Genomic DNA, 25,716 nt, shown 5'->3' on the forward strand with positions numbered 1-25,716 from the left:
GAGAAGGAACAGATGCCAGCCTCCGAACGCGCCGTCGAGCTGCTCACCGCGGCAGCAGAGGCGGCCCACGACAAGAAGGCGGAGAACGTGCTCGCGTTCGACGTCTCCGAACAACTCGCCATCACCGACGCGTTCCTGGTCGCGTCCGCCTCGAACGACCGGCAGGTCCGCGCGATCGTCGACGCGGTCGAGGAGAAGCTCCGGGTCGACTTCGACGCCAAGCCGGTCCGCCGGGAAGGCGCCCGCGAGGGCCGCTGGGTGCTGCTCGACTACCTCGAGGTCGTGATCCACGTCCAGCACGACGAGGAGCGCAGCTTCTACGCGCTCGAGCGGCTCTGGCGCGACTGCCCGGTGATCCCGCTCCCGTCGCCGGTCCCCGGCTCCACGGCCGAATGACGGCAGGCCGGTTGATCGTCTGGCGGCACGGCCGGACGGAGTGGAACCTGCAGGACAAGATCCAGGGTCAGGCCGACATCCCGCTCGACGAGGTCGGGGTCGAGCAGGCCCGGGTCGCGGCGGCCCGGCTGGCGTCGCTGGCGCCGACCCGGCTGTTCTCCAGCGATCTGCGCCGCGCGGCGTCGACCGCGGGCGAGCTGGCCGCGCTGACCGGGCTCAAGATCGAGTACGACGAAGCGTTGCGCGAGATCGACGTCGACGACTGGGCCGGGCTGACGATGGCCGAGCTGGCCGACGCCAACCCCGAGGCCGCGGCCCGGATCCGGTCCGGCGAGTCGCAGCGGCGGGGGACGGCCGGCGAGACCGTCGAGGAGGTCGCGGAGCGGTTCGCGCCGGCGCTGGCCCGCGTGGTCGAGCACGGTGAGCCGTCGGACACCGTCGTCGTGGCTACCCACGGCCTGGCCGCCCGGGTCGGGATCTGCCGGTTCCTCGGGATTCCGCAGGAGTACTGGCCCGCGTTCGGCGGTCTGTCCAACTGCAACTGGGTCTCGCTGCTGCCAGGCCGCGGTGGTCGCTGGCGGATCGAGGAGTGGAACGCGGGTTCGCTGCCCGAGCCGGTGATGAGCGACGACCCGCAACGGTAAATGCATTAGCAATTTAGATAAGTATGTGATCTACTTCGGCAGGTGTCGACGCCTCCCGAGTTGAGCATTCCCGAGCTGACGTCCGTGCTGGGCGAGTTCACCCGGATGAACATCCGGCTGCCCGCCCTGCAACGGCTCAGCTTCACCACGTTGTCGGTGCTTCACACGCTCACCCACGACGGCCCCAAGCGGCTGAGCGAGCTGACCGCCACCGAGCAGGTCACCCAGCCCGCGATCACCCAGTTGGTGACCAAGCTCGAGCGGGACGGTCTGGTCGAGCGGCACCCGGATCCGTCCGACGGGCGGGCGACGCTCGTCCACATCACCCCGGCCGGGACCGCGATCACCCAGGGTCGCCAGGCGGAGCGCAACGCGCGCCTCACCGAGCTCGCCGACCACCTCACCCCGGCCGAACGCGCGGCGATCGCCGTCGCCCTGCCCGCGCTCGCCCGCCTGGTCCAGCTCCACCGCGAAGGGGGCCAGGCATGAAGCCCGAACCGATCCACGTCCCCGACGAGGTGCTCGCCGACCTCCGGCAACGGCTCGCCCTGACCCGCTGGCCCGCCGGCGAGGGCTACGACGACCCGTACTACGGGGTGGACCTCACCCTGCTCCGCGAGCTCGTCGAGTACTGGGGTACCGGGTACGACTGGCGCCAGGCGGAGTCGGCGATCAACGCGTACGACCACTACCGCGTCGAGGTGGACGGCGTACCGATCCACTTCCTGCGGCGCCCCGGCGTCGGCCCGGCCCCGATCCCGTTGATCCTGACGCACGGGTGGCCGTGGACCTTCTGGCACTGGGCGAAGGTGATCGACCCGCTGGCCGACCCGGGCGCGTACGGCGGTGATCCGGCGGACGCGTTCGACGTGATCGTGCCGTCGTTCCCCGGCTTCGGGTTCTCGACGCCGGTACCGCGCGAGATGAACTACTGGAAGGTGGCCGACCTCTGGCACACCCTGATGACCGAGACCCTCGGCCACCCGCGGTACGCCGCCGCCGGGTGCGACGTGGGCGCGCTGGTCACCGGGCAGCTCGGCCACAAGTACGCCGGGGAGCTCTACGGCATCCACATCGGTTCGGGGCTCAAGCTCGACCTCTTCACCGGTGACCGGGCCTGGGACTTCAGCGGGGGCCGGCCGATTCCCGAGGGCCTCGCGCCCGAGGTGCACGCGCGGGTGGTCGAGCTGGATCGGCGGTTCGCGGTGCATCTCGCGGCCCACGTCCTCGACTCGAGCACCCTCGCGTACGGGCTGGCCGACTCGCCCGCCGGGATGCTGGCGTGGGTCCTGCGGCGCTGGCTCTCGTGGAAGGCGGAGGAGACCGTGTTCAGCCAGGACGAGCTGCTCACGTTCGCCACGATCTACTGGGTCACCAACACGATCGGTTCCTCGATCCGCACGTACGCGAACAACAACCGCTACCCGTGGACCCCGTCGCACGACCGGATCCCGCAGATCGAGGCGCCCACCGGGATCACGTTCGTCGCCCATGAGAACCCACCGGGCGTCACCACCGCGGACCGGGTCGAGCACTTCCTCTCGACCGACCGCGCCGGCTGGTACAACCACGTGAACCTGACCGCGCATGCCAACGGCGGCCACTTCATCCCGTGGGAGATCCCGCAGGAGTGGACCGAAGACCTCCGCCGTACTTTCCGCGATCGCCGCTGATACCTTCCGCCCATGCCGAACGACGAGATCCAGCTCTGCTGCCTGCTGTGGGCCCGTGACGGCGAGGAGGCCGGCCTGACGGCGTACGAGGACAAGGTGCTGGCCCTGGTACCGGAGCACGGTGGCGCGGTCGTGAGCCGGGCCCGCTCGACCGGCGCCGACGGTCAGGCGCACGAGGTGCAGCTCTTCCGCTTCCGGGACCAGGCGGCCCTGGACGGATTCCTCCAGGACCCGCGGCGTCTTGCGCTGACCGACGAGCGGGACCGAGTGATCGCCCGGACCGAGCTTTTCGCGGTCGAGTTCCTCGGCTGATCGGCGGCGTCAAAGGTCCCGGCGCCGGCTGATGTTCCCGTGCGGCCGCTTCATCCCGTCGAAAGATCCGGGCGGAGTGGACGGCGGATCTCCGCTGGGCCTCCGCCTCGCCCCGTGGGCACGCGACCCGGTCCGCTCGATAGCCTTCTCGAACGTGTGACGCGACAGGCGTCACCCAGAGCGGGTGGGGGCGATGGAGTCCAACGGCAGACCGCCCAGCCCGATCGGTGCTCGGTCGTACGACGAACTGTCGGCCCGCCTGAGCGAGCTGCTGGCGTGGGCAGGCATCACGATCCGCGAGGCTCACCGCCGGGTCCTCCGTGATCGTGAAGAGCGAGGGGTGCCGGAGGTGCCCGCCTTCGAGACCGTCCGTCGCTGCGTCCGGCCGGGGGGACGCCGCCGGGCCAGGATCGACGTGGATCTGGTCGTGGACCTCGCCCGCGTCGTGGTCGGCGACGAGGCGGGCGGTCACGAGTGGCGGCAGGCCTGCCAGGTGATCGCGGGTCGTGCCGACGAAACGACCGTGGTCCAGGTCGATCGGCGGCTGCCCGCGGACCCGAAGGGCGTCATAGGTCGTGAGGCCGAGCTGACCGAACTGCTCGCCGGCCTGCGGACCGCGACCCCCGGGCCGGCCGTCAGCGTGATCTGCGGTATGCCGGGGATGGGGAAGACCACGCTGGCAGTGCGCGCGGCGCATCGGCGCGCCGGTCGCGGCCGGGTGGACCTCGCGGTGAACCTCAGGGGATACGACCTCGACTACCCGCCGGCGGATCCGGCCGCCGTCCTGGACGGATTCCTTCGGGCCCTCGGCGTCGCCGGTCACGAGATCGGCCGACTCGGTCTGGTTGCGCGCCGGGAGCGGTTCGCCGCGCTGCTGGCCGGACAGTCGGCGACCATACTGCTCGACAACGCGGCCGGCGCCGAGCAGGTGAGGCCGCTCATCCCGGCCGGCGTGGACTGTGCAGTGCTGGTCACCAGCCGGGACGTTCTCGACCTGGCGGGAGCGAAGCGCATCGTCCTCGGTGCCTTGAGTCCGGCTGACTCCGTGGAACTGCTCCGCTCACGCCTCGGCCCGGAGGCGGTCGACGCCGCACCACGGACCGCGGCGCGGATCGCCGATCTCGGTGGCCGGCTCCCGCTGGCGCTCGCGCTGATCTCCGGGCGGATCGGTGCCCAGAGCAACTACACGCTGACCGACCACCTCGACTGGTTGCTCGAGGATCGCGAGCGCGGCCGGCTGGCCGACGGGGTCGAGCTGGCCTTCCGTTCGTCGTACGAACAGTTGCCCGCGGAGATGCGCCGCTTGCTGCGCCTCATCGCGCTGCATCCTGGCCGCGAGTTCGACGGGTACGCGGCGGCAGCCCTCACCGGCCGTCTTCGCGATCCTCTCGGACCACTCCTCACCGCGCTCGTGAGCCGGAGCATGCTGGAGGCTGTTGGGACGGACCGCTACTCGATGCACGACCTGGTGCGCGTGTTCGCAGCGGAACAGGCGCGGACGAGTGAGTCACCGGGGGAGCGCCGCAGTGCGATCGACCGGTTGACCAAGTACTACCGGTCCGCGGCCGTCGTGGCGATGGACGTGTACTCACCTCAGAGCCAAGCCGGCCGGCCGCGGGTGCCGGACGGTGGGCGCGATCTGCCGTCGTTCGCCGACCGAGCCGACGCGAAGGCGTGGCTCGACGGCGAGTACCCGTCGATGGTTGCGGTCGCCCTTCAGCCAGGCGCGACTGGCTCGCCGCACCCCGCGGTCGACTTGTCGGCGACCTTGTTCGGCTACCTCGACGAGGCGGCGCGCCATCGGGATGCCCTCCAGTTGCACGGCCATGCCAGCGTCGTTGCCGATGGCACCGAAAAATCCCGGGTGCTGGTGAATCTGGGCGCCACGCTGTTCCGGCTGGGCCGGTACTCGGAGGCCATCGAGCGCTACCTGGAGGCGCTCGCCCGCTACGCCGAACACGGTGATCCGGTGGGCGCCGGACGCGCACATGGCAATCTCGGCGTCGCCTATGCCCAGATCGGCGACCATGTGCGGGCCGCGGAGCAACTCGAGTGTGCGGTGGCGACCCACCGGAAGGCCGGGAACAGGTCCAACGAGGCGATCGCGAGTGGCAACCTCTGTCATCTCTACCAGCGGCTCGAACGGTACGATGAGGCCCAGCGCCACGGCGAGCACCACCTGCTCCTGGCTCGTGAACTCGGCGACCGGCTCGGCGAGGGCGTCGCACTCGGAAACCTCGGCGGCCTGTACCGCAGCCGGGGACAGTTTGCCGAGGCGCTGCACCATCACGAACTCGCCCGGGCGATCGCGCGCGAGATCGGCTACAGCGAGAGCGAGCCGGAAGAGGTCAATGACGTGGCGACCGACCTGCGGCTGCTGGGTCGCGGCGACGAAGCGATCGGCCGGCATCGGGAGGCGTTGGAGCTGGCTCTCACCATCGGTAACCGGTATCAGCAGGCCCGAGCACATGAGGGCATCGGAAGATGCCTGCTGGCCGCCGGAGCCGGGAACGGCGAGGCCGAACTGAAGGAAGCGATTCGCCTGTACACCGAGCTCGGCACCCCCGAGGCGGTCGAGCTGGCGACGTTGCTCGACGGAACTGACTGATCGGCAGTCCCGATCCGTCAGGGCTCGAGGTGCCAGGTCGGGCAGGTACCCCCTGCGGGGCAAGAACTGCGCAACCAGTCACCGGTCGGATGGAAGAGTCCGGTGGCGTGGTCGTACGAACCCCAGCGCCCGTACCAACGACCTTCCGCGTCCTGCTTGTACTGCGCCCCGAAGGTCGTCCCCGCCGCGCCGATGGCGAGTCGTGGGTTGCCGAGGAAGCGGCCGCTCACGCCGTCCGTCGCCGGCACCGGACCCCATCGACCAGGGGCCTGACTCTCGTACAGCGGGTACCAACTCGCCCAGGTGTAAGTCCCGGTCGCCTGATCGAGGGTGCCCACTCGCCCCTGATCGCCGAGGATCTGACCGCATCTGACCAGCCGGCGGCCGTCCGGGGATGTCAGCGCGGTACCGCATTCGATCTTGATCACAGGTGAGCTGGTGGCCACCAGCGGGCCGGCCGGGTTGCCTTGCTCCAGCAGGTCCACAGCCGCGGCATTGCCAGTGCTGGTCGCCAGCATGCCGACGACCAGCCCTGTCAGTGCGATGGCTCGCCTCGCTCTCGACATCGCCTTGTCCTTCCCGTGCCACCATCGAAGTCGCATACCCCGATCCTGCCGATCCCTTCGCCACGCCGCCCGACTCCGAGTCAACGCGAGTCAGGCCCGCATGACCAACTTTGACTGAACGCCGGGTCATCCCCCGCGCGGTTCGCGAGAGTCGTGCCATGACAAGGCACAGGAGATTGGTCACGGCGGCTGCCGCGCTCGGGGTCACAGTTCTGCCGCTGGCCAACTGCGGTGGCAGTACCGACGAGCCGTCCGCCTCAGAGGCGACCAGCAGCGCGTCCGTCCGCGCCTGGGCATCGAACCCCGGCCAAGTCGACCGGGCGACGACGGTCCTGCGTGACCGGGGCTACAACTGCTCCGACTTCGACAGCGACGATTTCCTCTTCCGGGTGTGTACGCACGGCACCCGGAGCACCGCCCACGACGACACCGGCGGCTTCTCCTATCAGAGCTGGCGGACGAACTCGGTGAGATTCGTTGCCGCAGCGGACGGCACGGTGGTCCAGGTGGTCTTCTCCGACGAGGATCCGGATGCGGAAGTGGTTGGCGCTGTCGCTCCGCAGGTGGTCGGCCCGGAAGACGCGGCTGTCCTCGCCGCCGACGGGACCACGATCGGCTGGGGCAAGACTCACCAACTCGAGCGCAAGGGGTACGACGACGCACTGGCGCTCACCATCAAGGGACTGCCAGGCCTGATCCGTCCACCTTCGTCGCGCCTGGAACAGACCAAGGAACAGTTGCTTCAGGCCTTGCGGCAGGCAGGCCGGTGGGACTGTGACTTCGACGAGGCCGATCAGTCGCCCGAGCCGTCCTCCCTGGGCCGGATCGGCATCCGGGCGACACTCGACTGCAGCCAGGCCGAGATCGCCCCCGGCCAGCGGGTCGCGGTGACCTTCGCCGACGACGGGCCGGGGATCGACGACCTGAGGTTCTCCGCCCGCCATCGGACGGATCCCGGGGCGTCGGGCACAACGCTGCTGACCGGCCTCCGTGCCGTTTGGCCGCTCCTTCGCGGGCCTGCGGGCTGGCCTGCTGCGGTAGAGCGGCAGGTTCGCTCGGGGGTCGGGGGGATCGTCTACTCAGGCGGTTGGAAGATCGTCGTCGACGTCCGTGCGGATCTTCTCGGCTCGAGCTACTCCGGGCGCGAGTTCGCCGGTTACGTCACGTCGGTCCGGATCCTGTCGGAGTCTGCGCAGTACATGGACCCGAGAGAGCCCTGACGTGAAACGTGCCGCATTCCTGCCCACCTGCTTGGCGCTAGTCGCCGGCGCCCTCGCCGCCTGTACGTCGTCGCCTCCTGCTGCCGACCCGCCTGTCTCAGCAGGCAAAGGCAGGTTGCAGGTGACGGTGAACGGCCTACCGAACGGAGCGGCCGCCAAGGTCCGCGTCGAGGGCGCCGGCGATCACTGGGATCTGGCGGGATCCCGTGAGCTGGACGTGAACCCCGGCCGCTACACCGTGACGGTGCTGCCGGTCCGGGTCTCCGCCTCGAGTCGTCACGGGATCGAGGAGCCCCGCACCGTGGTGGTCGAGCCCGGTCGCACGCTGGTCGTGGATGCGTCCTATCTGGTGACTGTCCCGGACACGACCAAGATCATCGACGACGCGGCCACCCGTCCCCGGATCGTTGCCGTGGCCGCGAACCAGGTGGTGATCTCCCGCGGCCCGTACTCCGACCGGCTACGCCTGGGCGACACGATCCTGGCCGGCCACGGTCCGAAGACCCCTGGTGGGCTGTGTGTCAAGGTCGTCGGGATCACCGTCAACGCCGGCACCGTGGTGGTGCGAACCGCACCCGCTCGGTTGCTGGAGGCTCTTCCGGATGGTCGCCTCACGTTCTCCGGGGCACCGGTCGAGCATGGTCTGGATGGCGAGTTCGCCGGGACCGTTCCGCTCGGACCGGTCGAGGCCCGGGTCCATCGCAAGGGCAGGCTGGCCGTCGACCTCCAGGACAGTGAGGTGCGATGGCGATCGGACGGTGACTACCTCGACGTCCTGATCCATCCCAAGTTGTCCTACGACGAGCAGTGGGGCTATGAGGTCGCGGCCGAGATCACGGACGAGAAGGGCCGGGTCGAGGTGCCGTTGAAGAGCGGGATCGGCCAGCTGAAGCACCTCTGCGGAGCCGGCCTGGTGATCAAGATTCTCAAGCTGACACTCCCGGTGTCGTGCCAGATCAAGGGAATTCTCTCTGCCGCACCGACCGTGCGTGGCGCGGTGTCAGGCTCCTGGACCGGATCCGGAGTCTTCGACGGTCGGTTCCACTGGCGGTCCGACCGCGCGACGAAGCCGGAGTACGAGGTGGTGTCACAACCCCTGGACTGGACCTTCGACACCGTTCTGGTTGCTGAGGGCAAGCTCAAGGCCGCGGCCGGAGTGTGGATCGGGATCACGACCGGGAAGTCGATCGCCGACCTCGACGTCGGGCTGGAGGTGACCTTCGAGGGGACCGAGACCATCACCCGCACGCGGCCCAAGGGTGGGCCCGTGACGGTCAGCGCAGCGGCCGACTTCGGGGCGAAGGTGGGGCTGTCGGCGGAGCTGAACTTCGTCGCCGGCCTTATCGACGGCCCGAGTGGTGAGCTGAACGTGGCCTATCGACCGATCAAGTCGTGGTCGGAGCAGTTGTCACCGGGGGACCTCAACACCCGCGCGCCGGGGTACTCCAAGCAGCAGGTGCGCGATGCGGTCGAGACCGTCGCGAAGAGTCACCTGCCGAACGGCTATCGCTTGTTCGACGGCGCGGCCGCCTGTCCTGACCCCCGGAGCGGATGCGAGTTCGCGAGTCCGGCCGGCGGAACCACCTGGCAGTTCAACGCCGTCGCCGAACCGCGTGACTTCATCACGCTTTCCACGACGGCCTATCGGTCCGACCAGGAAGCCCGGTACGCGGCCGATCGGGCGAGGCGCCAGCTGGCAGCTTTCGAAGGCCGGTTCGCCGTTCCGGCCACCGACCCGTCGGCCACCTCCAGCCGGCCCTCGACCTTCGGGCTCGACGGGCAGGGCGCCTTCGGTATCGAGTCGGTCTTCGAGTGGCCGGGCCATGGCCTTCTCCGCCAGTACGAGGAGGTGCCGACGCCGCGAATCCTGGAGGAGCTGAGGCATCGAGGCTGCGACTCGCCCTCGAATGCCTCCGCCCGAGGCTGCGGCGGACCATTCTCGTGGCAGGACCAGTGGATGGTCGTCGCTAGTCACAACCTGGTTCTGACCGGTCACGTGAAGCAACCACTCGCGGCAGCGGAGAAGAACACGGCCTACCTTCGCACCCTGCGGACCGTTCTCGAGGATTTCGTCACCGCGATCGGCCAGCCTTCAGGCGTTGCGGGGTACTGACAGCGTTAGCTGTCGCCGGGACCGGACGCCAGCACGCGGAGCTCGGCCGGCTCGACTGAAGGGCTGGCCGAGCTCGTCCGGTCGAGCATCCCGGGGCGATCGCGGCGCCGGCCGCTTACGATCGAGCGGTGGGTGGGTCGGGGGTGGCCGTCCGGGGCCCGCGGGCGTGGGCGGTCCGCGGGCTGGAGCGGCTGGCCGAGATCGGGGCTCGGCCGGAGGACTCGCACGACGAGCGGCTCCGGCGGGGCACGCTTGTCTTCCTGTCGGTCCTGATCACCGTGCTCTCCACGATCTGGGTCACCACCTACTTCGCGTACGGCGACCCGGTCTCGGCCGCGATTCCCGGCGCGTACCAGGTGATCACGGTCGTCGGTCTGGTCGTCCTGGCCCGGACCAAGCGGTTCGGCGTCTTCCGCAGTACGCAGCTCGCGGCGTTCCTGGTCTTGCCGGCCCTGCTGCAGATCTCGCTCGGTGGATTCGTGGCCTCCAGCGGGATGATCCTGTGGGCGGCCGTCATGCCGCTGGCGGCGCTGGCACTGCTCGGGGTGCGTCGATCCTTGCCGTGGCTGGGCGCCCTGCTCGCCGTCCTGGTGCTGCTCGCCCTGCCCGACGCCCGCCTGGCGCGCTCTCCGGCCGCGCTGTCGACGGGGTTCGTGGTCACGTTCCTGGTGCTCAACATCGCGAGCGTCACGGTGTGCGCGTACGTGATGCTCGCGTACTTCGTGGAGCAGCGCGACCGGGCTCACCGGGAGCTGCAGGCCGAGCGGGAACGGTCCGAGCGCCTCCTGCTCAACGTCCTGCCGGAGCCGATCGCCCAACGACTCAAGACCCGGCCGGGGGTGATCGCGGAACGCCACGAGGCGGTGAGCGTGCTGTTCGCCGACATCGTCGGGTTCACCGCGCACTCGGCGGCGATGGCGGCCGAACAGGTGGTGGAGCTGCTGGACCAGGTCTTCACCGCCTTCGACCGGCTCGCCGACGCCGCGGGCGTCGAGAAGATCAAGACGATCGGCGACGCGTACATGGTGGTTGGCGGCCTGCCCGTGCCCCGGCCCGACCACCTCGCCGCTGTTGCCCGGACCGCGCTCGCGATGCGCGCCGAGATCGCCCGGATCGCGGCCCAGCCGGGGTGCGACTGGCTCGCGGTCCGGATCGGCATCGACACCGGTCCGGTGGTGGCCGGCGTGATCGGGCGCCGCAAGTTCATCTACGACCTCTGGGGCGACACGGTCAACACGGCCAGCCGGATGGAGTCGCACGGTCCGCCCGGCCAGATCCAGCTCACACACCGCGCGGCGATCGCGCTCGGCCCGGAGTTCACCGTCCGCCGGCGCGGCACGATCGAGGTCAAGGGGAAGGGCCCGATGGAGACGTACCTGCTCGACGGCGCGACCGGATAATCGCGAGCCGATCGACCAGGCGGCCTGTTAGCGTCCCGGGACATGCCGACCTTTCGTTCGTACGACGGGACCGAGCTGGCGTACCACGTGCGAGGCGAGGGCGCGATCCTCGTCTGCCTGCCAGGCGGACCCGCACGCGCCTCGGAGTACCTGGGCGACCTCGGTGGGTTGTCGGCGGATCGTCGGCTGGTCCTGCTGGACAGCCGTGGTTCGGGGGAGTCGGCGGTGCCCGACGACCCGGACACGTACCGGTGTGAGCGGCTGGTCGACGACGTCGAGGCGTTGCGGCGGCACCTCGGACTCGACCACCTCGACCTGCTCGCGCATTCGGCCGCGGGCAACCTGCTGAGCCTGTACGCGGCTCGGTACCCGGACCGAGTCGGAAGCGCCGTACTGGTGGCTCCGGGATTCGACGCGGTCGGCCTGGACTTCACCGACGAGGAGTGGCTGGAGGCGGTACGACGGCGGTCCGGCGAGCCCTGGTACGAGGAGGCGTTCGCCGCGTTGATGCGTCTGGACGACGGATCCACCGAGCTCGCCGACCGGCTCCAGGCGGCTCCGCTGTTCTACGGCCCGTGGACCGAGGAGGCCCGCGCCGCCGAAGAACGCTGGGTCGAGCAGATCGCCCCGGCCGCGCGGATCGGATTCCGTAGCCCGGGGTCCTTCGGGGATCCCGCGATCACGCGAGCTGCCCTTGCCGAGCTGGCGGCGCCGGTGCTGCTGATCGGTGGCGAGCTGGATCCTGCGCCGACTCCGCGGGTCCTGGCGGAGTACGCCGCGTTGTTCCCCGACGCCCAGGTGGTCGTCCAGCCGAACGCCGGCCACACTCCGTGGATCGACGATCCCGCTGCTTTCCGCGAGCTCGTGAACTCGTTCCTCGACTCGCTCCTCAGTGCCGTGGAGTCGGCCGCTTCGGGACAGGGTCCGCGCCGTCGATGCCCCGAATGCCGTGGTGCCGCCCGCCTTCCGGGGCTGGTCAAGACCACCAACATGGGCAGCGGGATGGGTAGCTCCTTCGGCCCGTGCCCCAGCTGCGACGGCCTCGGCTACCTCACCGACGACGAGTCTCTGTAGGGACCATGGCGAAGCGCAACTACCTGGTCGAAGGCGGTTCAGGGACAGGTAAGAGCTCGGTCTGCCGCGAACTCCGCCGGCGCGGGTACCAAGCCGTTGACGGTGACAACGAACTCGCGTACCAGGGCGACCCCGCAACGGGGGAGCGGATCGACGGGCCCGGGCGGCACGAGCAGCACATCTGGGACGTGGACCGGGTCCGGGAGATTGCCGCGAGCAACGAAGAGGAGATCGCCTTCTTCTGCGGCGGATCCAGGAACTTCCACCAGTTCCTGGACCTCTTCGACCAGGTCATCGTGCTGGACGTGGACACCCGGGGCATCGTGATCGACACGGACCGCCCGCTCGAGGAAGTCGTCGACGCTGTCCTCAGATCTGCTGAGGCTTAGGGTCAGTTCAGCCTCGGGCCGGTCGCTTCGCGGTGTACTGGTTGAGGGCTGCGACCAGGGCCAGGCCGGCGGCCTCGACGACGTCCGCGGACGATGCCCGGACCGCGACCCTGCGGCCTGGCAGTTCCACCTCGAGCTCGACCTCTCCGACCGCCTCGCTGCCCGGGCCGACCGAGTACGCGCGGAACCCGACCACCCGCGCCTGCACGCCCGTCGCTTGCGAGATCGAGTGGCACACCGCGTCGATGAGGCCGGTCCCCGAGCCCTCGGCGTGGACCTGTTCCCCAGCTCGCGAGAGCTTGACGTTGGCGCGCGGTCCGTCCTGCGTGCCCCCGGAGTACGTGATGGCGTCGACCTGCCAACTGGTGGACAGCTCCGTCATGCGATCCCCCTGATGTCCTGCCGAGCCAGGGCCGGTCCTTCCCCGGCAGCATCCTGCGCCCGGCACCCCTCAGCCGGAGCCTAACCGGCGACCTGCGAACGGGCCACACATCGCCGAGTGATGAGTTGTCGAGCCCGCGGCCGTCATACCTCCGACGAGACACGACGAGACGGAAGGATGACGGGTGATGAGTACGGACACACTGCTGAAGGAGCTGGGCGTGAGCGGTGGGAGGGACCTCGGCATGGTCGACGAGCCGGCGTTCACGGCGTTGGCGGAGCGGCACCGCCGGGAGCTGCACGTGCACTGCTACCGGATGCTCGGATCGTTCCAGGACGCCGAGGACACTGTGCAGGAGACGTTCCTCCGGGCCTGGCGGCGGCGGGAGACGTTCGAGGGGCGGTCGACGTTCCGGGCCTGGCTGTACCGGATCGCCACCAACGCCTGCCTGGACCTGCTCGCCGCGCGCCGCCCGGAGCCCGCCACCGGGGGTGAGGTCCCGTGGCTGCAGCCCTACCCGGACCGGCTGCTCGACGAACTGCGAGCGGACGACGCGGACGAGCCGGAGACCGTCGCTGTCGCGCGGGAGACAATCGAGCTGGCGTACCTGGTCGCGGTCCAGCATCTCGCGCCGCGCCCACGGGCCGTGCTGATCCTGCGGGATGTGGTCGGCTGGCCGGCCAAGGACGTCGCGGAGCTCCTCGGCGACTCCGTCAACTCCGTGAACAGCGCGTTGCAGCGCGCCCGCGCCGGCCTGCGGGAGCATCTGCCCGCCGAGCGGCAGGACTGGACCGGCAGCGAGGAGGACACCAGGACGCGCGAGCTGGTACGCCGCTATACCGAGGCGAGTGTGACCACGGACATCGATGGGCTGGCCGCGCTGCTGCGGGACGACGTCCGCTGCTCGATGCCGCCCACGCCGGGCCTGTACGTCGGCCGCGAGGCAGTCGTGAACGACTGGATCGAGAGCGGCTTCGGGCAGATGACGGGCCTGCGCGCCGTCCTCACCTCCGTGAACCGGCAGCCCGCCGTCGCCGTCTACCACCGGCAGGACCGAGAGGGCGCCTACCTGCCGCTCACGATCGACGTCCTGCGCATCACCGGCGGCGCGATCGCCGAGATCACCACGTTCCACGCCGACCAGTTCCCGCGGCTCGACCTGCCCGAGCGCCTGCCGGCGTAGTCCAGGTCCGGACGCACCGCGCTGAGGCGAATGAGGAACGACATGAACAGCAACAGGAAAGGCAGCGGGCTGTTCGCAGGCCCGGAATCGGCGCAAAGGTACGGATTGCGCGGGCTCGTCGTCACCGGCCTCCTGGCCGCGATCGCCGCGATGGTTGCCACCACTGTCGCCGCTGCGCTCGCACAAGCAGCCGGGGTCGACTTCGAGGTCCCCGAAGGTGGCGAAACGATCCCGTTGGGCGGATTCGCCGTGGTCACCGGCGTCTTCTCGGTCATGGGCGTCGTCATCGCCGTCGCGCTTCGTCGGTGGAGCGCTCGCCCCGCCGAGCGCTTCGTGTGGACGACCGTGCCACTGACCGCGATCTCGTTCGTTCCGCCCCTTCTCTCCGGGGCAGCCACGGCCACCGTCGCTGGGCTCATCGGACTGCACCTCGTCGCTTCGGCAGTGATGATCTCGATCCTTGCGAGGAGCCTCCGTCAGGAGCCCTGGTAGCCCTTTGCCTGTGTGGTGAAGAGGCGGGCGTAGGTGCCGCCAGTGCTGAGCAAGGAAGTGTGAGTACCGGTCTCCGTGACCGCTCCGTCGTCCAGGACCACGATCAGGTCGGCGTCACGCAAAGTACCGAGCCGGTGCGAGATCAGGACCGACGTGCTTCCGGCGCGCAAGGTACTGATCCTGGCGTGCAGCTCGGCTTCGGCTTCCGGATCGAGGCCCGCGTTCGGTTCGTCGAGGATCAGCAGGTCCGCGTCGGCGCGGAGGAAGGCGCGGGCCAGGGCCAGTCGTTGCCACTGTCCGCCGGAGAGGACGACCCCGGTCCCGTCCGAGCCGTCGTCGTCGGCGAACATCCGGCTGAGCAGGGTGCGGTAGCCGCTCGGGAGTTTCTCGACGACCTCGTGGATGTCGGCCTGGGTCGCGGCCGCGGTGATCCGGTCCGGATCCTCCAGTGCGGTGAGGTCGCCGAGTGCGATGTTCTCCGTCACGGTGAGGTCGTAGGACATGAAGTCCTGGAACACCGCGCCGACCCTGGCCCGGAGCTGGGCCGGGTCGAGGTCGCGCAGGTCGACGCCGTCCCAGGTGATGCGGCCCTTGGTCGGGTCGTACATCCGGCACAGGAGTTTGACGACGGTGGACTTGCCCGCGCCGTTCTTCCCGACCAGCCCGACGGCCAGCCCGGAAGGAATGGTGACCGTCACGCCCCGCAGTACCCAGGGCAGGTCGTCGCCGTAGCGGAACCAGACGTCCTCGAACACGATGCCTCGCTGGAGTGCCGGCGTCCCGACCGGGTGCTCCGCGATGGGCAGCTCGGGTGGCGCGCCGAGTACGGCGGTGTAGCGGTCGAAGATCATCAGCTGTTCGGTCGTCTGGGCCAGCAACGACACGATGCCGGCGACCGCGGTCTGCACCCCGGCGACCGCGGCGATGAACAGCGCGATGTCGCCCGCGGTCAGCTCGCCGCGGCCCGCCTCTAGAATCGCCCAGACCAGACCCGCCCCGGCGACGGCCGCGGCGAAGAGTTCGAGCCCGCTCTGGACGAACAGCTCGCGGCGGTCGAGGGTACGCCGCGCGGCGTGGATCCCCGACAGCGTGCGCATCATCCGGCCGCGCAGGAAGTCGCCGATACCGAACAGCCGGATCTCCTTGCCGGCGCGTTCGTCGGACAGCAGCAGCTGGTAGAAGAGCTCGCGGCGTTCGTCCGGGCTCAGCCGGACGGTGGTGTTGACGCGGCGTCTCGCCAGCGCGAGCTCGGCCAGCAGGGTCGGCAGTGCGGCGACCAGCACGATGCCGGCGATGAGCGGGCTGATGATGACCAGCGAGCCGAACAGGCCGAGCGCCGCGATCACGTTCTTGACCAGCTGAATGGTTGCGACGGTCAATTGTGCCGGAGCCGTGTCGGCGGCTTCGGCCAGGCGCAACTGGTTGAGGAACTGCGGATCCTCGAACCGGCCGAGTCCGGGGAACCGGTTGACCGCCTGGTACAGCCGGTCCCTGGCCGCACGGCTGACACGCCGCTGCGCCTCCGCGGAGAAGTACTGCGTGAGCTGCGGCAGCGTCGCGGTCAGGGCGCCGAGTACGGCAAGGACGATCGCCAGCGGAAGCAGATCGTCGATCGCGGTGCCCGCGGTCACCGAATCGATGACCAGCTTGGTCAGCCAGGTGATCGCGACCGGGAGTACGGCGCCGACCAACGCGATCGCGCTCAGCAGCGCGAGCTGCGCGGGGGCCTCCCGAAACGCCAGCTTCGCCGCTGGCGCCAACCCTCGGCCCGTACGCCGGCTCAAGTCCGGCTCCTGGCCTGTGGACGCAGCGATCTGGTGACCACGCCAAGTACCGCATCCCCTGTCGTGAAGCCCCAGTGCCGGGAGTCTCCGCTGCGGGCGGCGTTGTCCCCGAGCAACAACAGCCGGCCCTCCGGCACGACCTCACCGGCGAAGTTGATCTCGTTCTCGGCCCAGCTGTCCCGGATGACCGGTGGTACCCGTTCGCCGGCCGTCGCGGCGACGCGCTTGATCACCCAGGCGCCGGCGGCCGCGAACTCGGGGGAGTGCGGACGGGCGACGACGACCAGGTCACCGGTCCGGAGCGCAGTCAGGGGGGCGCGCCGGACCAGGACCCGGTCGCCGTCGTACAAGGCCGGTTCCATGCTCGGGCCCCGAACGTCGACCACCACGAGCCGTCGCACCCGCACCAGCAGTACGAGCAACGCGAGCGCACCAACGCCAGCGACAACTCTCCGTAGCACCGCGAGGTCCGGTCAGGCCGGAGTAGGTACCGGTAGCGCGGTGAACTCGATCGCGCTCGCGGTGATCCGTCCGGCCGCGACCACGCCGTAGGTCGGGAAGGCGGTCACGCCGAACGCGGTGGTGACCGGTCCCTCGTACCCCTCGACGACGACCCGGGCGCTGTCGCCGAGGACGCGGACGAACTCGGCCGGATCCTCGCCCTCGTCGGCGATGACGATCGCGAGCACGGCGTCCTTCCCGACTCCGGCGGCGTGGGCGGCGAACTTCGGGGCGCCCTCGACGCAGGGCGCGCAGGACACCGAGAAGAAGCCGACCAGCGTCTCCGTGGTCAGCGAGTCCTTGGTGACCGGAACGCCGTCCGTACTCAGCGCGGTGAACTCGTCGACCTCCGAGCCCGGCGCCCGCATCGAATCCGCCGGCGGGCTCTGCAGCGGGCCGTACGGGATGTTCGCGATCGCCTGGTCGTGCTCCTTCAGCCGGCGAACGACGCCGAACAGCAGCAACAGGTTCAGTACGCCGACAATGCCGACCACGATCACCAGCGCGGTGAGAAACGTCGTCACGGGATCCAGCCTCTTTTCACTGGTGCTTGCCGAGCTGGGACGTGGCGGTCGTCGCTCGGAACAGTCCGATCAGGTCGTCCAGCCGGGCCGTCAGCACGACGCCGAGCAACGCGGCGAAGGCGACGACGCAGGCCAGTCCGATGTCGAGCGAGGACGTAACCTCGCTCAAGCTCGCGGCGATCCCGAGGGCGCCGATCGCGGCGAGCACGGCATTGCGGGCCACATGCTGCGTACCGAGGGGCGAGCTCGACGCACCGAAGCAACGACAAGGCGCCCGTTGCCCACGACGCAGGGAACGCACGATCGCCGCCGAGAACACGGCGAGCAGGCCGATGCCTCCGGCGAACCCCCACGGAACCAGGACGGGGACGATCAAGGCGACCACGACTGCGATCTCGGCTGCCACCGTGCCGGCGGCGAGCTGTCGCGCTCGGCCCGTACCGGCTCCGGTCAGCCGCGTCGTCGCTGCCGCGAAGTCAGCGAACGCGGCCCGCGAGTACACCTTGGAGCCGGCGGACACGGCGAACACGCCGCCCACCAGGACCTGACAGCCGAACTGCAGATACTCCACGCCCACCTCGATCGACGATGTCCACCCGGGATTGCGGAGCGGCGGCGTTCGCTCGAACGCCGCCGCCGATCACTACGGGTTTACGGCGCGCACTCGGAGACGGCGACGCAGGTGACGGTCTCCCGCTGGCACCCAGGGCCCGAGTAGCAAACCCTGGAGCGGTACCGGCGGTTCCCGTTGCAGCCACCACACTGGCCGACGATCCGGCAAGGCGGACAAGCCGCCGACGCCTGGATCTTCGGTGCGAACACGGAGAGCAGGCCGTCGCCCATGCTCTGGAACAACCTCGTCATAGAAACCTCCACGGTCGGGGTGCGGAACCGATCATCGAGCCCCCGAGAAGCCCTCCGGCCACCTCGATCTGGCGCAGACTACGAGCCCCCGACATCGCCCCCCTGCCCGTACTCCGCCCGCACCGCGCGGGTCCGGGTGCGCTCTCGACCGTCCTCGGGACGACCCCTGGTGGTTGGTGCGTCAGAGGTTCTCGGCGATGTGCTTGATAGTGGCGAGGCGGCGGTCCCATTCGGTGCCGATGGCGTCGAGCCGGCGGGCCATAGCGCTGAGCGGTGCGCCGATGGCCCGGTACTGCACCTCGCGCCCGGCTTGCACCGTCTCCACGAGTCCGACCTCGTGCAGCACCGCGAGATGTTTCGCGATGGCTTGCCGGGTGACGGGCAGGCGTCGGGCGAGGGCGGATGCCGACGCGTCGCCCTCGCTGAGGGCGGTCAGGATGCTCCAACGGGTCTCTTCGCCGAGCGCGTTGCACAGGGCGACCACGGTTCCGTCCGGCAGTGCTCGGCCGCTCATGCGTCGCGCTCGAGCAGGGCGACGAGCTTGTCGAGTTCCCCGTCCCAGCCTTCACGGTGGTCGGCCATGACCTGTGCCGGATCGCTGGTGCGCTCGAAGCCCGTCTCGACGACGGTGAGCTGCGTGCCGCTGGAGGTCGCTTCGAGGGTGAAGGTGAAGACCGTCGAGCGCTGCTCGTCGAGAGTCTCCGGGAGCGGGTCTTCCGCGTTGCACCAGCGGTAGGAGACCTCTGAGCGCGGGTTGAAGGTCTCGACCCTGATCGGCGCCCGGCGCTCGTCCGGCCAACCGATCGTGCCGAGGGCGCCGGCACCTGTACCGGTGAGGGCGAGCTGGCCGAACCACTGCGAGACCAGCGCGGGCTCGGTGACGGTGCGCCAGACCTTCTCCAGAGGGGCGCTGATGTGGATCGTCCGGCGCACGCTGAAGGTGTCAGCGTCGATCACGGCCTGAGGGTTGTGGGTGCTCTCCATGCGTCTGTCCTCGTTCTTCGGTCGATGGTCACTGGACGGTGGCAGGTTCGGTTTCCTGGCGCAGGGCCGATTCGGTCTGCGGCCGGCGGGCGGGCCGCAACGACCGGCTGGCGATCGCGGCGGCGATGGACCCGATGGCGAGGATCGCGGCCGTGAGGATCGCTGTGGGGATGCCGCCGAGGTCGATCGCCTGCCCTCCGCTGAAGGCGCCGACGGCGTCGCCGAGGTTCCCGGCGGAGGCGGGCAGCGAGGCCGCGAGGATCACGCCGGGGCCGGCGAGGTGTTCGACGCGGTGCTGCCAGGGGCTCGTGATGCCTGCACTGCACAGGGCGAGACCGAGCAGCGCGATCACCGCGACGACCGGGTTCGCGCCCCACAGCACCATCGCGACGAGCGATGCCGCGACACCGACGGCGCCGAGGATCAGGGCGCGTGCGGCGCCGGTATCAGCAAACCTGCCACCGCCGAACGACCCGATCGCGGCGGCGATCCCGAAGCCCATCAGGCACGCCCCGATCCAAGGCCCGGAGACCCCGGCGACGCCGTCCAGGAAGGGAACGAGGTAGGTCTGTGCAGCCGAGACGCCCGCGAACAGCAGGACGCCGACGGCGAGCACCGCCAGTACGGGTGGGGCGAACGCGAACCGCAGTTGGCCCAGCATCCCGACCTCGCTCTCGCCCGGCACACGAGGCACCACGAGCAAGGCGATCACGAGAACGACGGCGGCTGTCAGCACGACGGCGAGGAACGACACCCGCCAGCCGACGGCTTCGCCGAGCAGCCGGCCCAGCGGCATCCCCACTGCACCGGAGACAGCGAAACCGGAGATCACCACCGCCATCGCGCGGCCGACTCGCTCCCGCGGCACGATCGAGGTCGCCGTCGTGATGGCCGCGGCGATGAAGAGCCCCTCCGCCGCACCGATCACGACCCGGGCCGCGATGAAAGCCTCCAGACCGGCACCGAGGGCGGGCAGCAGGTTCAGTCCGGTGAACACGGCGAGCGCGACCAGCAGTACCGGTCGCCGGCCGAGCCGGGCGGTCAGGAACGTCAGCAGCGGCCCACCGATCGCGATCCCGAGCGCATTCGCGGACACCAGCGCGCCCACTGCCGACAGCGGTACCGCCAGGTCCGCGGCCATCAGATCGAGCATTCCCGCCACGAGCATCTCGGCGCACCCCATCACGAACGTTCCGGCGAACAACGCGCCCAGGACGATCGCCACCCGCGAACGACCAGCACCGGGAAGTCTCCGTGGGTCAGACATCAGAACCTCCAAGAACATGCAACCGTATGGTTGCAGTCAAGCTTGCCGCACAACCTCGAAGATTGCAACCTATCGGTTGCAGTATCGATCAGCCGCTGGACGCGTCGCGGACCATCACGTCATCCCGGCCGGCGTCCTTGAGGTGCGGCTGGATCGTCGTCAAACCGAACGCCGGGTGTTCCCAGAGGCACGCTAGGTAGCATGGGTCGATGTCCGATAGGCGCAGCATTCGCGTCGAGGTCGCGAACGCCGGCGATGTCGACGACCTGATCCGCCTCGAGACGCGCCTTTTCCTCGAGGACGCCGGTACCCACGACGCGCTCGTCGATGTCAGTTGGCCAGGGCAACATGCGCGAGAAGACTTCATCCGCCTCATCGACAACGAGTCCGCCCTCGTTCTCGTCGCAAGGCAGGACGAGAGAATCGCCGGACACCTCGTCGGCTACCTGACAGGTCCGTCGCCTACCCGTTTCGGCCGACGTACTGCTGAGATCCGCAGTCTTTACGTCGACGAAGCTGTTCGCTCCACCGGGATGGGCCAGGCCATGGTCCGCTACTTCACAACCTGGGCTCGGTCCCACGCTGCCGCAGCCATCTCCGTCACCGCCTACGCCGCCAACCGGTCCGCTCGCGCGTTCTACGACAAACTCGGCTTCGTCGAGCAGAGCGTCGTACTTCGCGCCGCCCTCGACCAGTGAGGTCTCACCGGGTCGTTCTCAGTCACTCAAGTCATGCAAGAGGCCGGTCTCCCGAAGGGAAACCGGCCTCTGACCTGGGGTGGAGCTTAGGGGATTCGAACCCCTGACCTCTTCCATGCCATGGAAGCGCGCTACCAACTGCGCCAAAGCCCCGCGTTGTCCTTGCGACTCCGGAAGTTTAGCGGACACCTGGGCTCAAAGAAAAATCGGGGGTTGGGGGTGGTGAGGGCGGGGGTCGGTGGGGGTTGGCGGGACGGACTGTGGCGTACGCTCGGGAGCCGGTGGCGGGTGGTGCGCGGTGAGCTTCGGAGGTGCGGGATGCGCTTTCTGCAGGGGCAGGTGCCGGGGCAGGACCTCACGTTCAACGACGTCTTCCTGGTCCCGAACCGGTCCGAGGTGGCGTCGCGGCTGGACGTGGACCTGTCGACGCGGGACGGGAGTGGGGCGTCGATCCCGATCGTCGCCGCGAACATGACCGCGGTGTCCGGGCGGCGGATGGCCGAGACGATGGCGCGCTGTGGTGGGCTGGCGGTGATCCCGCAGGACATCCCGGTCGAGGTGGTCGCCGAGGTGACCGGGTGGATCAAGCAGCGACACACCGTGTACGACACCCCGCTGGTGATGACGCCCAGCGGGACCGTCGGCGAAGCGCTGAACCTGCTGCCCAAACGCGGCCACGGGGCCGTGATCGTGGTGGACGGGCGCGGCCAGGCCGTCGGGGTCGTCACCGAGGCGGACTGCGCCGGCGTAGACCGGTACACGCAGCTGGACGCGGTGATGTCGCGGGAGTTGCTGACGTTGCCGGCCGGGATCGCGGCGGAGGCGGCGTTCGACCAGTTGCACGGCGGACGGCACCGGCTCGCTCCGGTCGTGGACGAGTCCGGGCGGATCGTCGGCATCCTGACCCGGACGAGGGCGCTGCGCGCGACCCTGTACGAGCCGGCCGTCGACGCCGCGGGCAAGCTGCGGGTGGCCGCCGCGCTCGGGATCAACGGCGACGTCGGCCAGAAGGCGAAGGCGCTGCTCGACGCCGGGATCGACCTCCTCGTCGTGGACACCGCGCACGGTCACCAGGAGCGCATGCTCGACGTACTGCGGACCGTCCGCGCCCTCGATCCGCAGGTCCCCGTCGTCGCGGGCAACGTGGTCACCGCGGCCGGGACCGCCGACCTGATCGAGGCCGGGGCCGACATCGTCAAGGTCGGGGTCGGGCCGGGCGCGATGTGCACGACCCGGATGCAGACCGCAGTCGGGCGGCCGCAGTTCTCCGCGGTCCTGGAGTGCGCGGCGAAGGCCCGGGAGCTCGGCAAGCACGTCTGGGCCGACGGCGGCGTCCGGCATCCACGGGACGTGGCGCTCGCCCTCGCGGCCGGGGCGTCGAACGTGATGATCGGATCCTGGTTCGCCGGGACGTACGAGTCACCCGGCGATCCGCATCGCGACGGGCAGGGCCGGATCTACAAGGAGAGCTTCGGGATGGCGTCGGCGCGGGCGGTCCGCTCCCGGGCGGCCGAGGACAGCCCGTTCCAGCGAGCCCGCAAGGAGTTCTTCAACGAGGGCATATCGACCGCGCGGATGTACCTCGACCCGCGCCGCCCGAGCGTCGAGGACGTACTGGACGAGATCGTCGCCGGGATCCGCAGCTCCTGCACGTACGCCGGGGCGGCCGACCTCACCGAGTTCCACGAGCGCGCGACCGTCGGCGTCCAGACCGCGGCCGGGTACACCGAGGGCCAGCCCGTCGACTCCAGCTGGTGATCGGCGGGATCGTGGGTCCTCAGCGGTGCGCAGCGAGATCGCGTGTCCTCAGCGGGATCGCGAGTGCTCGGCCGGATCGGCGTGGGTCAGCTGGATCGCCGTGATCAGCGGGTCGCGGTGATCAGCGCCGAGTGCCGCCGGACGAAGAAGTGGCCCTGGGCATCGATCTCGGCCTGGACCAGGTCCCGCACCGCCGCGGCCTCGGCCGGCGTCAGGTCCGCGGTTCCCAGGCTGTCGAGATACGCGAGCACCGGGTCGGCGGACGGGATCTCCAGGTCGCTGGAATAGCGCTCGACGTCGACGTCCGCGAAGTACTTGGCGACGATCGCGCCGCCGTTGTCCGCGGCGAAGTCGTTCACCACCAGCCCGCGGAGCAACCCGGGCCGTCCGATCGCGGGGCCGAGTTCGCGGAGTTCCTGCATGTGGTCGCGCCCGTTGATCGCTGCGGCCAGCCGCCCGCCGGGCCGCAGGACCCGCGCGAACTCCCGCAGCGCGGCCTCCGGATCGTCGACGTGGTACAGCATGTGGTTCGCGATCACCGCGTCGAAGCTCGCATCCTCGAACGGCAGCTCGGTCGCATCGCATTGCCGCACCTCGGCACCGGGTACACCCCGAAGCTCCTCGCACATCCCGGCCGAGAAGTCGGTCAACGTCAACCGCGCCTCGTCGTGCGGAACCTCGGCCCAGAGCCGCCCGCTCCCCGCCCCGACCTCGAGCACGTCCCCCCGCACCGGCAACCGCTCCGCCAACCAGGAGTACCACCCCTGCGGATGCGTCCCGAACTCGTGAATCCCCATCCGGGCCCGCAACCGCGAACTCCCGTCCGAGTACTGACTCACCGCATGCCCAGAAGGAGTCGTCATACCCGCGATTCTAGGTATCGCTCGGTTCTCGGCTGACAAGACGCCGAGACTGCGGACAGATCGCCGGGACCTCGGACGCGTCGCCGGGGCGTTGCACCTCACGCCGGGACCTCGGACAGCTCGTCGGGACCGTGGACAGGTTGTGTGATGTCCGCGGTCCCTGATTCCTGTTCGAGGTGTACTCGCGGACGGCCGCGTTCCAGCCGGAGCGCGCGCGGGCACGCCGGTACTTCGCCGGTGCCTCGCCGATACCGCGTCGGGGTGCGGCCTGTCTGATGGGTGGGGGTGTTAGATGGCTGCCCTCAACGCGGCCGTCAGGTCTTTTTCGGTTTGTTTGAGGTGTTTGCGCATGGCGGCAGCCGCGGCTTGGGGGTCTTGGGCGCGGACTGCTTCGGCGATGGCGCGGTGTTGGTCGATGGTGGTGGAGACCGGGAGTTGGCGCTCGATCTGACCCTCGTAGCTGCGACGGCGACGTCGGCGTTCTCACAGCACGTCGCGGTAGCGGGAACGCTCGAAGGCGAAGAAGCACGTCATCAGGATCCCGACGACGACGGCACCGATGGCGTACGCGACCGCGACCCGGTCGGTGCCGGCGATCCGCACCACCAGCAAGGCGACCGCGATCCCGCCGATGGCCGCGGTGATCAGCGCGGTCGTCGCCGCGATGCTGACGATCTCGGGCCGTGTCCTGGTCGCCAGCATCGCCAGCGCTTCGGTGGCCTCGGCGGGGTTCTCGTGCCGGCTGTACTTCCCGAAGTACCGCGCGTGGTCCTCGTCCAGGGTCCGGTAGAAGGCTCGGATCCGGGCGATCGCCTGCTGGAACATCAACCCCTGGACGCCGTTCTCCACCAGCCGCACCGTCGTCGCGACGCCCAGCCCGAACAACAACGGCAGTACCGCCGAGACGAACGGCCAGAAGGCGGTCTCGTTCCCCACGGTGAACCCGATGGCCACCATCGATGACGAAACTGTCAGCACGAAGCCGGTGGCCCGCGCCCCGCTCTCACTGATCGCAGTCCCAGCAGCACTCTGCAGCACGTAGTGCTCAGTGGTCAGCGCATCGAGAACCGCACCTTTCCGCTCACCGTCCATCCGTCAGCGGTACCCACCACCCCACCCCACGAACCGGCGCGCTCAGCCGGCGTCGAAGCGGGAGTGGCGTACTGCGTGGCGGCCTGGGGTGTGGCCGTAGGTTCTGGTGAAGGCGGCTATGTAGGCGCTGGGGGTCGAGTAGCCGACCCGGTGGGCTACTTCACCGACCGGGTGGGTGTCGAGGAGGACGAGGGAGGCGCGGAGGCGGAGGTCGGTGCGCCAGGTGGTGAAGGAGCGGCCGAACTCGCGGTGGAAGTCGCGTTGCAGGGTCTTGGGGCTGATGTGCAGCCGGGTGGCCCAGGCTTCCAGGGTGGTCGGGTCGGCCGGGTCGTGGGCGAGGGCGCGGGCGACGCGGAGCGCGAAGCCGGGGCCGGTGCTCGGGGATCCGGTGAGGTCGCGGCCGGCTGGTTCGAGGCCGGCCATCAGCCGTCCGCGGGCTTCCAGGGCGACCGCCTCGGCGATGCCGGGGGAGGCGAGCGACTCGATCACGTCCGCCACTTCGGGGGATACTCCCGCGATCCCGATCCGGACGCCGGTCAGGGCGGGCGGGACCTCGCGCAGACAGACCCGGTACACGGTCTGCCGATCGACGGAGGCCGTGTGGACCGAGTGCGTGACCGCTCGGTGGATCCAGGCCGCTTCGGTGGAGTCGACGAAGTGGGTGCTGGTGCCGTGGGCGACCGAGAGCGGGCCGTCGGGGGACCAGTACAACTGGTGCAGGAAGTCCTGCCGGCTCTCGGTGAACTCCAACGTCCCGGCGGACCGGTACCGCAGGACGAGGATGCCGCCCGGAGTGCCGAGGCCGTAGCCGAACTCCTGGCACGACTCGGGGTCGGTGCCGAACGCGGTCACCAGGTTCAAGGTGTCCTCCCGGCGACAGTGGGTGTCTCGTCCGCGCTATCGGGACGCGATTGGTAAGGCTAGCCTAA

General features: G+C 69.8%; 28 protein-coding genes and 1 tRNA gene. 15 read left to right on the forward strand and 14 right to left on the reverse strand.

Annotated elements, in window-relative coordinates; genetic code table 11:
• Window positions 1-12: 12 nt before the first annotated feature.
• From rsfS to FB561_RS19615, 6 genes are all read left to right on the forward strand, one after another.
• Entirely contained in the window at window positions 13-396 is a 384-nt protein-coding gene (gene rsfS, locus FB561_RS19590) for a ribosome silencing factor (protein ID WP_145808668.1), read from the forward strand.
• Entirely contained in the window at window positions 393-1,040 is a 648-nt protein-coding gene (locus FB561_RS19595; protein ID WP_145808670.1) for a histidine phosphatase family protein, read from the forward strand. Before rsfS ends, FB561_RS19595 begins: the two co-directional genes overlap by 4 nt.
• 42 nt (window positions 1,041-1,082) lie before the next feature.
• Window positions 1,083-1,529, forward strand: a complete 447-nt coding sequence (locus FB561_RS19600) for a MarR family winged helix-turn-helix transcriptional regulator (RefSeq protein WP_238334916.1) — start codon at window positions 1,083-1,085, stop codon at window positions 1,527-1,529.
• Window positions 1,526-2,713, forward strand: coding sequence for an epoxide hydrolase family protein (locus tag FB561_RS19605; RefSeq protein ID WP_145808672.1), 1,188 nt, complete (start codon window positions 1,526-1,528; stop codon window positions 2,711-2,713). Before FB561_RS19600 ends, FB561_RS19605 begins: the two co-directional genes overlap by 4 nt.
• Window positions 2,714-2,725: 12 nt before the next feature.
• Window positions 2,726-3,025 carry a hypothetical protein gene (locus FB561_RS19610; RefSeq protein ID WP_145808674.1) on the forward strand — a complete coding sequence of 100 codons (300 nt, stop codon included), beginning with the start codon at window positions 2,726-2,728 and terminating at the stop codon, window positions 3,023-3,025.
• A 193-nt stretch (window positions 3,026-3,218) separates the two neighbouring features.
• Complete coding sequence (locus FB561_RS19615; RefSeq protein WP_145808676.1) at window positions 3,219-5,633, forward strand: ATP-binding protein; 2,415 nt, start codon at window positions 3,219-3,221, stop codon at window positions 5,631-5,633.
• Between the two features lie 17 nt (window positions 5,634-5,650).
• On the opposite strand, the gene FB561_RS19620 is transcribed toward FB561_RS19615, so the two are convergent.
• Window positions 5,651-6,199, reverse strand: coding sequence for a hypothetical protein (locus FB561_RS19620; protein ID WP_145808678.1), 549 nt, complete (start codon window positions 6,197-6,199; stop codon window positions 5,651-5,653).
• Window positions 6,200-6,705: 506 nt separating this feature from the next.
• Here FB561_RS19620 and FB561_RS19625 point away from each other — a divergent pair.
• The 5 genes from FB561_RS19625 (at window position 6,706) to FB561_RS19645 (ending at window position 12,395) form a co-directional block, all read left to right on the forward strand.
• Window positions 6,706-7,419 carry a hypothetical protein gene (locus tag FB561_RS19625; protein WP_145808680.1) on the forward strand — a complete coding sequence of 238 codons (714 nt, stop codon included), beginning with the start codon at window positions 6,706-6,708 and terminating at the stop codon, window positions 7,417-7,419.
• A 121-nt stretch (window positions 7,420-7,540) separates the two neighbouring features.
• Window positions 7,541-9,532 carry a hypothetical protein gene (locus FB561_RS19630; protein ID WP_145808682.1) on the forward strand — a complete coding sequence of 664 codons (1,992 nt, stop codon included), beginning with the start codon at window positions 7,541-7,543 and terminating at the stop codon, window positions 9,530-9,532.
• Between the two features lie 128 nt (window positions 9,533-9,660).
• On the forward strand, window positions 9,661-10,932 hold the full coding sequence (locus FB561_RS19635) for an adenylate/guanylate cyclase domain-containing protein (protein WP_145808684.1): 1,272 nt from the start codon (window positions 9,661-9,663) through the stop codon (window positions 10,930-10,932).
• 42 nt (window positions 10,933-10,974) lie between these two features.
• Window positions 10,975-12,006, forward strand: coding sequence for an alpha/beta fold hydrolase (locus FB561_RS19640; RefSeq protein WP_145808686.1), 1,032 nt, complete (start codon window positions 10,975-10,977; stop codon window positions 12,004-12,006).
• Window positions 12,007-12,011: 5 nt separating this feature from the next.
• Entirely contained in the window at window positions 12,012-12,395 is a 384-nt protein-coding gene (locus FB561_RS19645; protein WP_145808688.1) for a nucleoside kinase, read from the forward strand.
• A gap of 7 nt (window positions 12,396-12,402) precedes the next feature.
• Here the strand turns inward: FB561_RS19645 and FB561_RS19650 are convergent, their stop codons facing one another.
• A complete protein-coding gene (locus tag FB561_RS19650; protein ID WP_145808690.1) occupies window positions 12,403-12,777 on the reverse strand; it encodes an alpha-isopropylmalate synthase regulatory domain-containing protein in 375 nt (124 codons plus the stop codon).
• A gap of 187 nt (window positions 12,778-12,964) precedes the next feature.
• Here FB561_RS19650 and FB561_RS19655 point away from each other — a divergent pair, with 187 nt between their 5' ends.
• Together FB561_RS19655 and FB561_RS19660 are read left to right on the forward strand one after the other, a co-directional pair.
• The gene (locus FB561_RS19655) at window positions 12,965-13,960 is read left to right on the forward strand and encodes an RNA polymerase subunit sigma-70 (protein ID WP_145808692.1); all 996 of its coding nucleotides are present in this window, start codon (window positions 12,965-12,967) and stop codon (window positions 13,958-13,960) included.
• 42 nt (window positions 13,961-14,002) lie between these two features.
• The gene (locus tag FB561_RS19660; RefSeq protein ID WP_202880675.1) at window positions 14,003-14,452 is read left to right on the forward strand and encodes a DUF6069 family protein; all 450 of its coding nucleotides are present in this window, start codon (window positions 14,003-14,005) and stop codon (window positions 14,450-14,452) included.
• Here FB561_RS19660 and FB561_RS19665 read toward each other — a convergent pair.
• From FB561_RS19665 to FB561_RS19695, 7 genes are all read right to left on the reverse strand, one after another.
• Window positions 14,437-16,236 (reverse strand): ABC transporter ATP-binding protein, encoded by a 1,800-nt coding sequence (locus FB561_RS19665; protein WP_145808694.1) that lies wholly within the window; start codon window positions 16,234-16,236, stop codon window positions 14,437-14,439. The genes FB561_RS19660 and FB561_RS19665 overlap by 16 nt on opposite strands.
• On the reverse strand, window positions 16,233-16,697 hold the full coding sequence (locus FB561_RS19670; RefSeq protein ID WP_272952551.1) for a S26 family signal peptidase: 465 nt from the start codon (window positions 16,695-16,697) through the stop codon (window positions 16,233-16,235). Before FB561_RS19670 ends, FB561_RS19665 begins: the two co-directional genes overlap by 4 nt.
• A 12-nt stretch (window positions 16,698-16,709) precedes the next feature.
• Window positions 16,710-17,261 (reverse strand): TlpA family protein disulfide reductase, encoded by a 552-nt coding sequence (locus FB561_RS19675; protein WP_145808697.1) that lies wholly within the window; start codon window positions 17,259-17,261, stop codon window positions 16,710-16,712.
• Between the two features lie 16 nt (window positions 17,262-17,277).
• Complete coding sequence (locus FB561_RS19680) at window positions 17,278-17,832, reverse strand: MauE/DoxX family redox-associated membrane protein (RefSeq protein ID WP_170284720.1); 555 nt, start codon at window positions 17,830-17,832, stop codon at window positions 17,278-17,280.
• A 474-nt stretch (window positions 17,833-18,306) separates the two neighbouring features.
• Window positions 18,307-18,639: an ArsR/SmtB family transcription factor gene (locus FB561_RS19685; RefSeq protein WP_145808701.1), complete on the reverse strand. Its 333-nt coding sequence runs from the start codon at window positions 18,637-18,639 to the stop codon at window positions 18,307-18,309.
• Entirely contained in the window at window positions 18,636-19,109 is a 474-nt protein-coding gene (locus FB561_RS19690; RefSeq protein ID WP_145808703.1) for an SRPBCC domain-containing protein, read from the reverse strand. Before FB561_RS19690 ends, FB561_RS19685 begins: the two co-directional genes overlap by 4 nt.
• 28 nt (window positions 19,110-19,137) lie before the next feature.
• Window positions 19,138-20,376, reverse strand: coding sequence for an MFS transporter (locus tag FB561_RS19695; RefSeq protein ID WP_145808705.1), 1,239 nt, complete (start codon window positions 20,374-20,376; stop codon window positions 19,138-19,140).
• 209 nt (window positions 20,377-20,585) lie between these two features.
• On the opposite strand from FB561_RS19695, the gene FB561_RS19700 reads away from it, so the two are divergent.
• A complete protein-coding gene (locus FB561_RS19700) occupies window positions 20,586-21,074 on the forward strand; it encodes a GNAT family N-acetyltransferase (protein WP_145808707.1) in 489 nt (162 codons plus the stop codon).
• Between the two features lie 80 nt (window positions 21,075-21,154).
• On the opposite strand, the gene FB561_RS19705 is transcribed toward FB561_RS19700, so the two are convergent.
• A tRNA-Ala gene (locus tag FB561_RS19705) sits at window positions 21,155-21,227 on the reverse strand.
• 165 nt (window positions 21,228-21,392) lie between these two features.
• Here FB561_RS19705 and FB561_RS19710 point away from each other — a divergent pair.
• Window positions 21,393-22,832, forward strand: coding sequence for a GuaB1 family IMP dehydrogenase-related protein (locus FB561_RS19710; RefSeq protein ID WP_145808709.1), 1,440 nt, complete (start codon window positions 21,393-21,395; stop codon window positions 22,830-22,832).
• Between the two features lie 104 nt (window positions 22,833-22,936).
• Here FB561_RS19710 and FB561_RS19715 read toward each other — a convergent pair whose 3' ends face one another.
• The 4 genes from FB561_RS19715 to FB561_RS19730 all read right to left on the reverse strand — a co-directional run bounded on the left by FB561_RS19715 (window position 22,937) and on the right by FB561_RS19730 (window position 25,639).
• Window positions 22,937-23,695, reverse strand: coding sequence for a class I SAM-dependent methyltransferase (locus tag FB561_RS19715; RefSeq protein WP_145808712.1), 759 nt, complete (start codon window positions 23,693-23,695; stop codon window positions 22,937-22,939).
• Between the two features lie 288 nt (window positions 23,696-23,983).
• Window positions 23,984-24,142, reverse strand: a complete 159-nt coding sequence (locus FB561_RS39235) for an FCD domain-containing protein (RefSeq protein ID WP_145813186.1) — start codon at window positions 24,140-24,142, stop codon at window positions 23,984-23,986.
• A gap of 36 nt (window positions 24,143-24,178) precedes the next feature.
• A complete protein-coding gene (locus tag FB561_RS19725) occupies window positions 24,179-24,787 on the reverse strand; it encodes a hypothetical protein (protein WP_145808714.1) in 609 nt (202 codons plus the stop codon).
• A gap of 42 nt (window positions 24,788-24,829) precedes the next feature.
• Entirely contained in the window at window positions 24,830-25,639 is an 810-nt protein-coding gene (locus FB561_RS19730; protein WP_145808716.1) for a helix-turn-helix transcriptional regulator, read from the reverse strand.
• Between the last annotated feature and the right edge of the window lie 77 nt (window positions 25,640-25,716).

It is taken from the genome of Kribbella amoyensis (assembly GCF_007828865.1).
GTDB classification, from domain to species: Bacteria; Actinomycetota; Actinomycetes; order Propionibacteriales; family Kribbellaceae; genus Kribbella; species Kribbella amoyensis.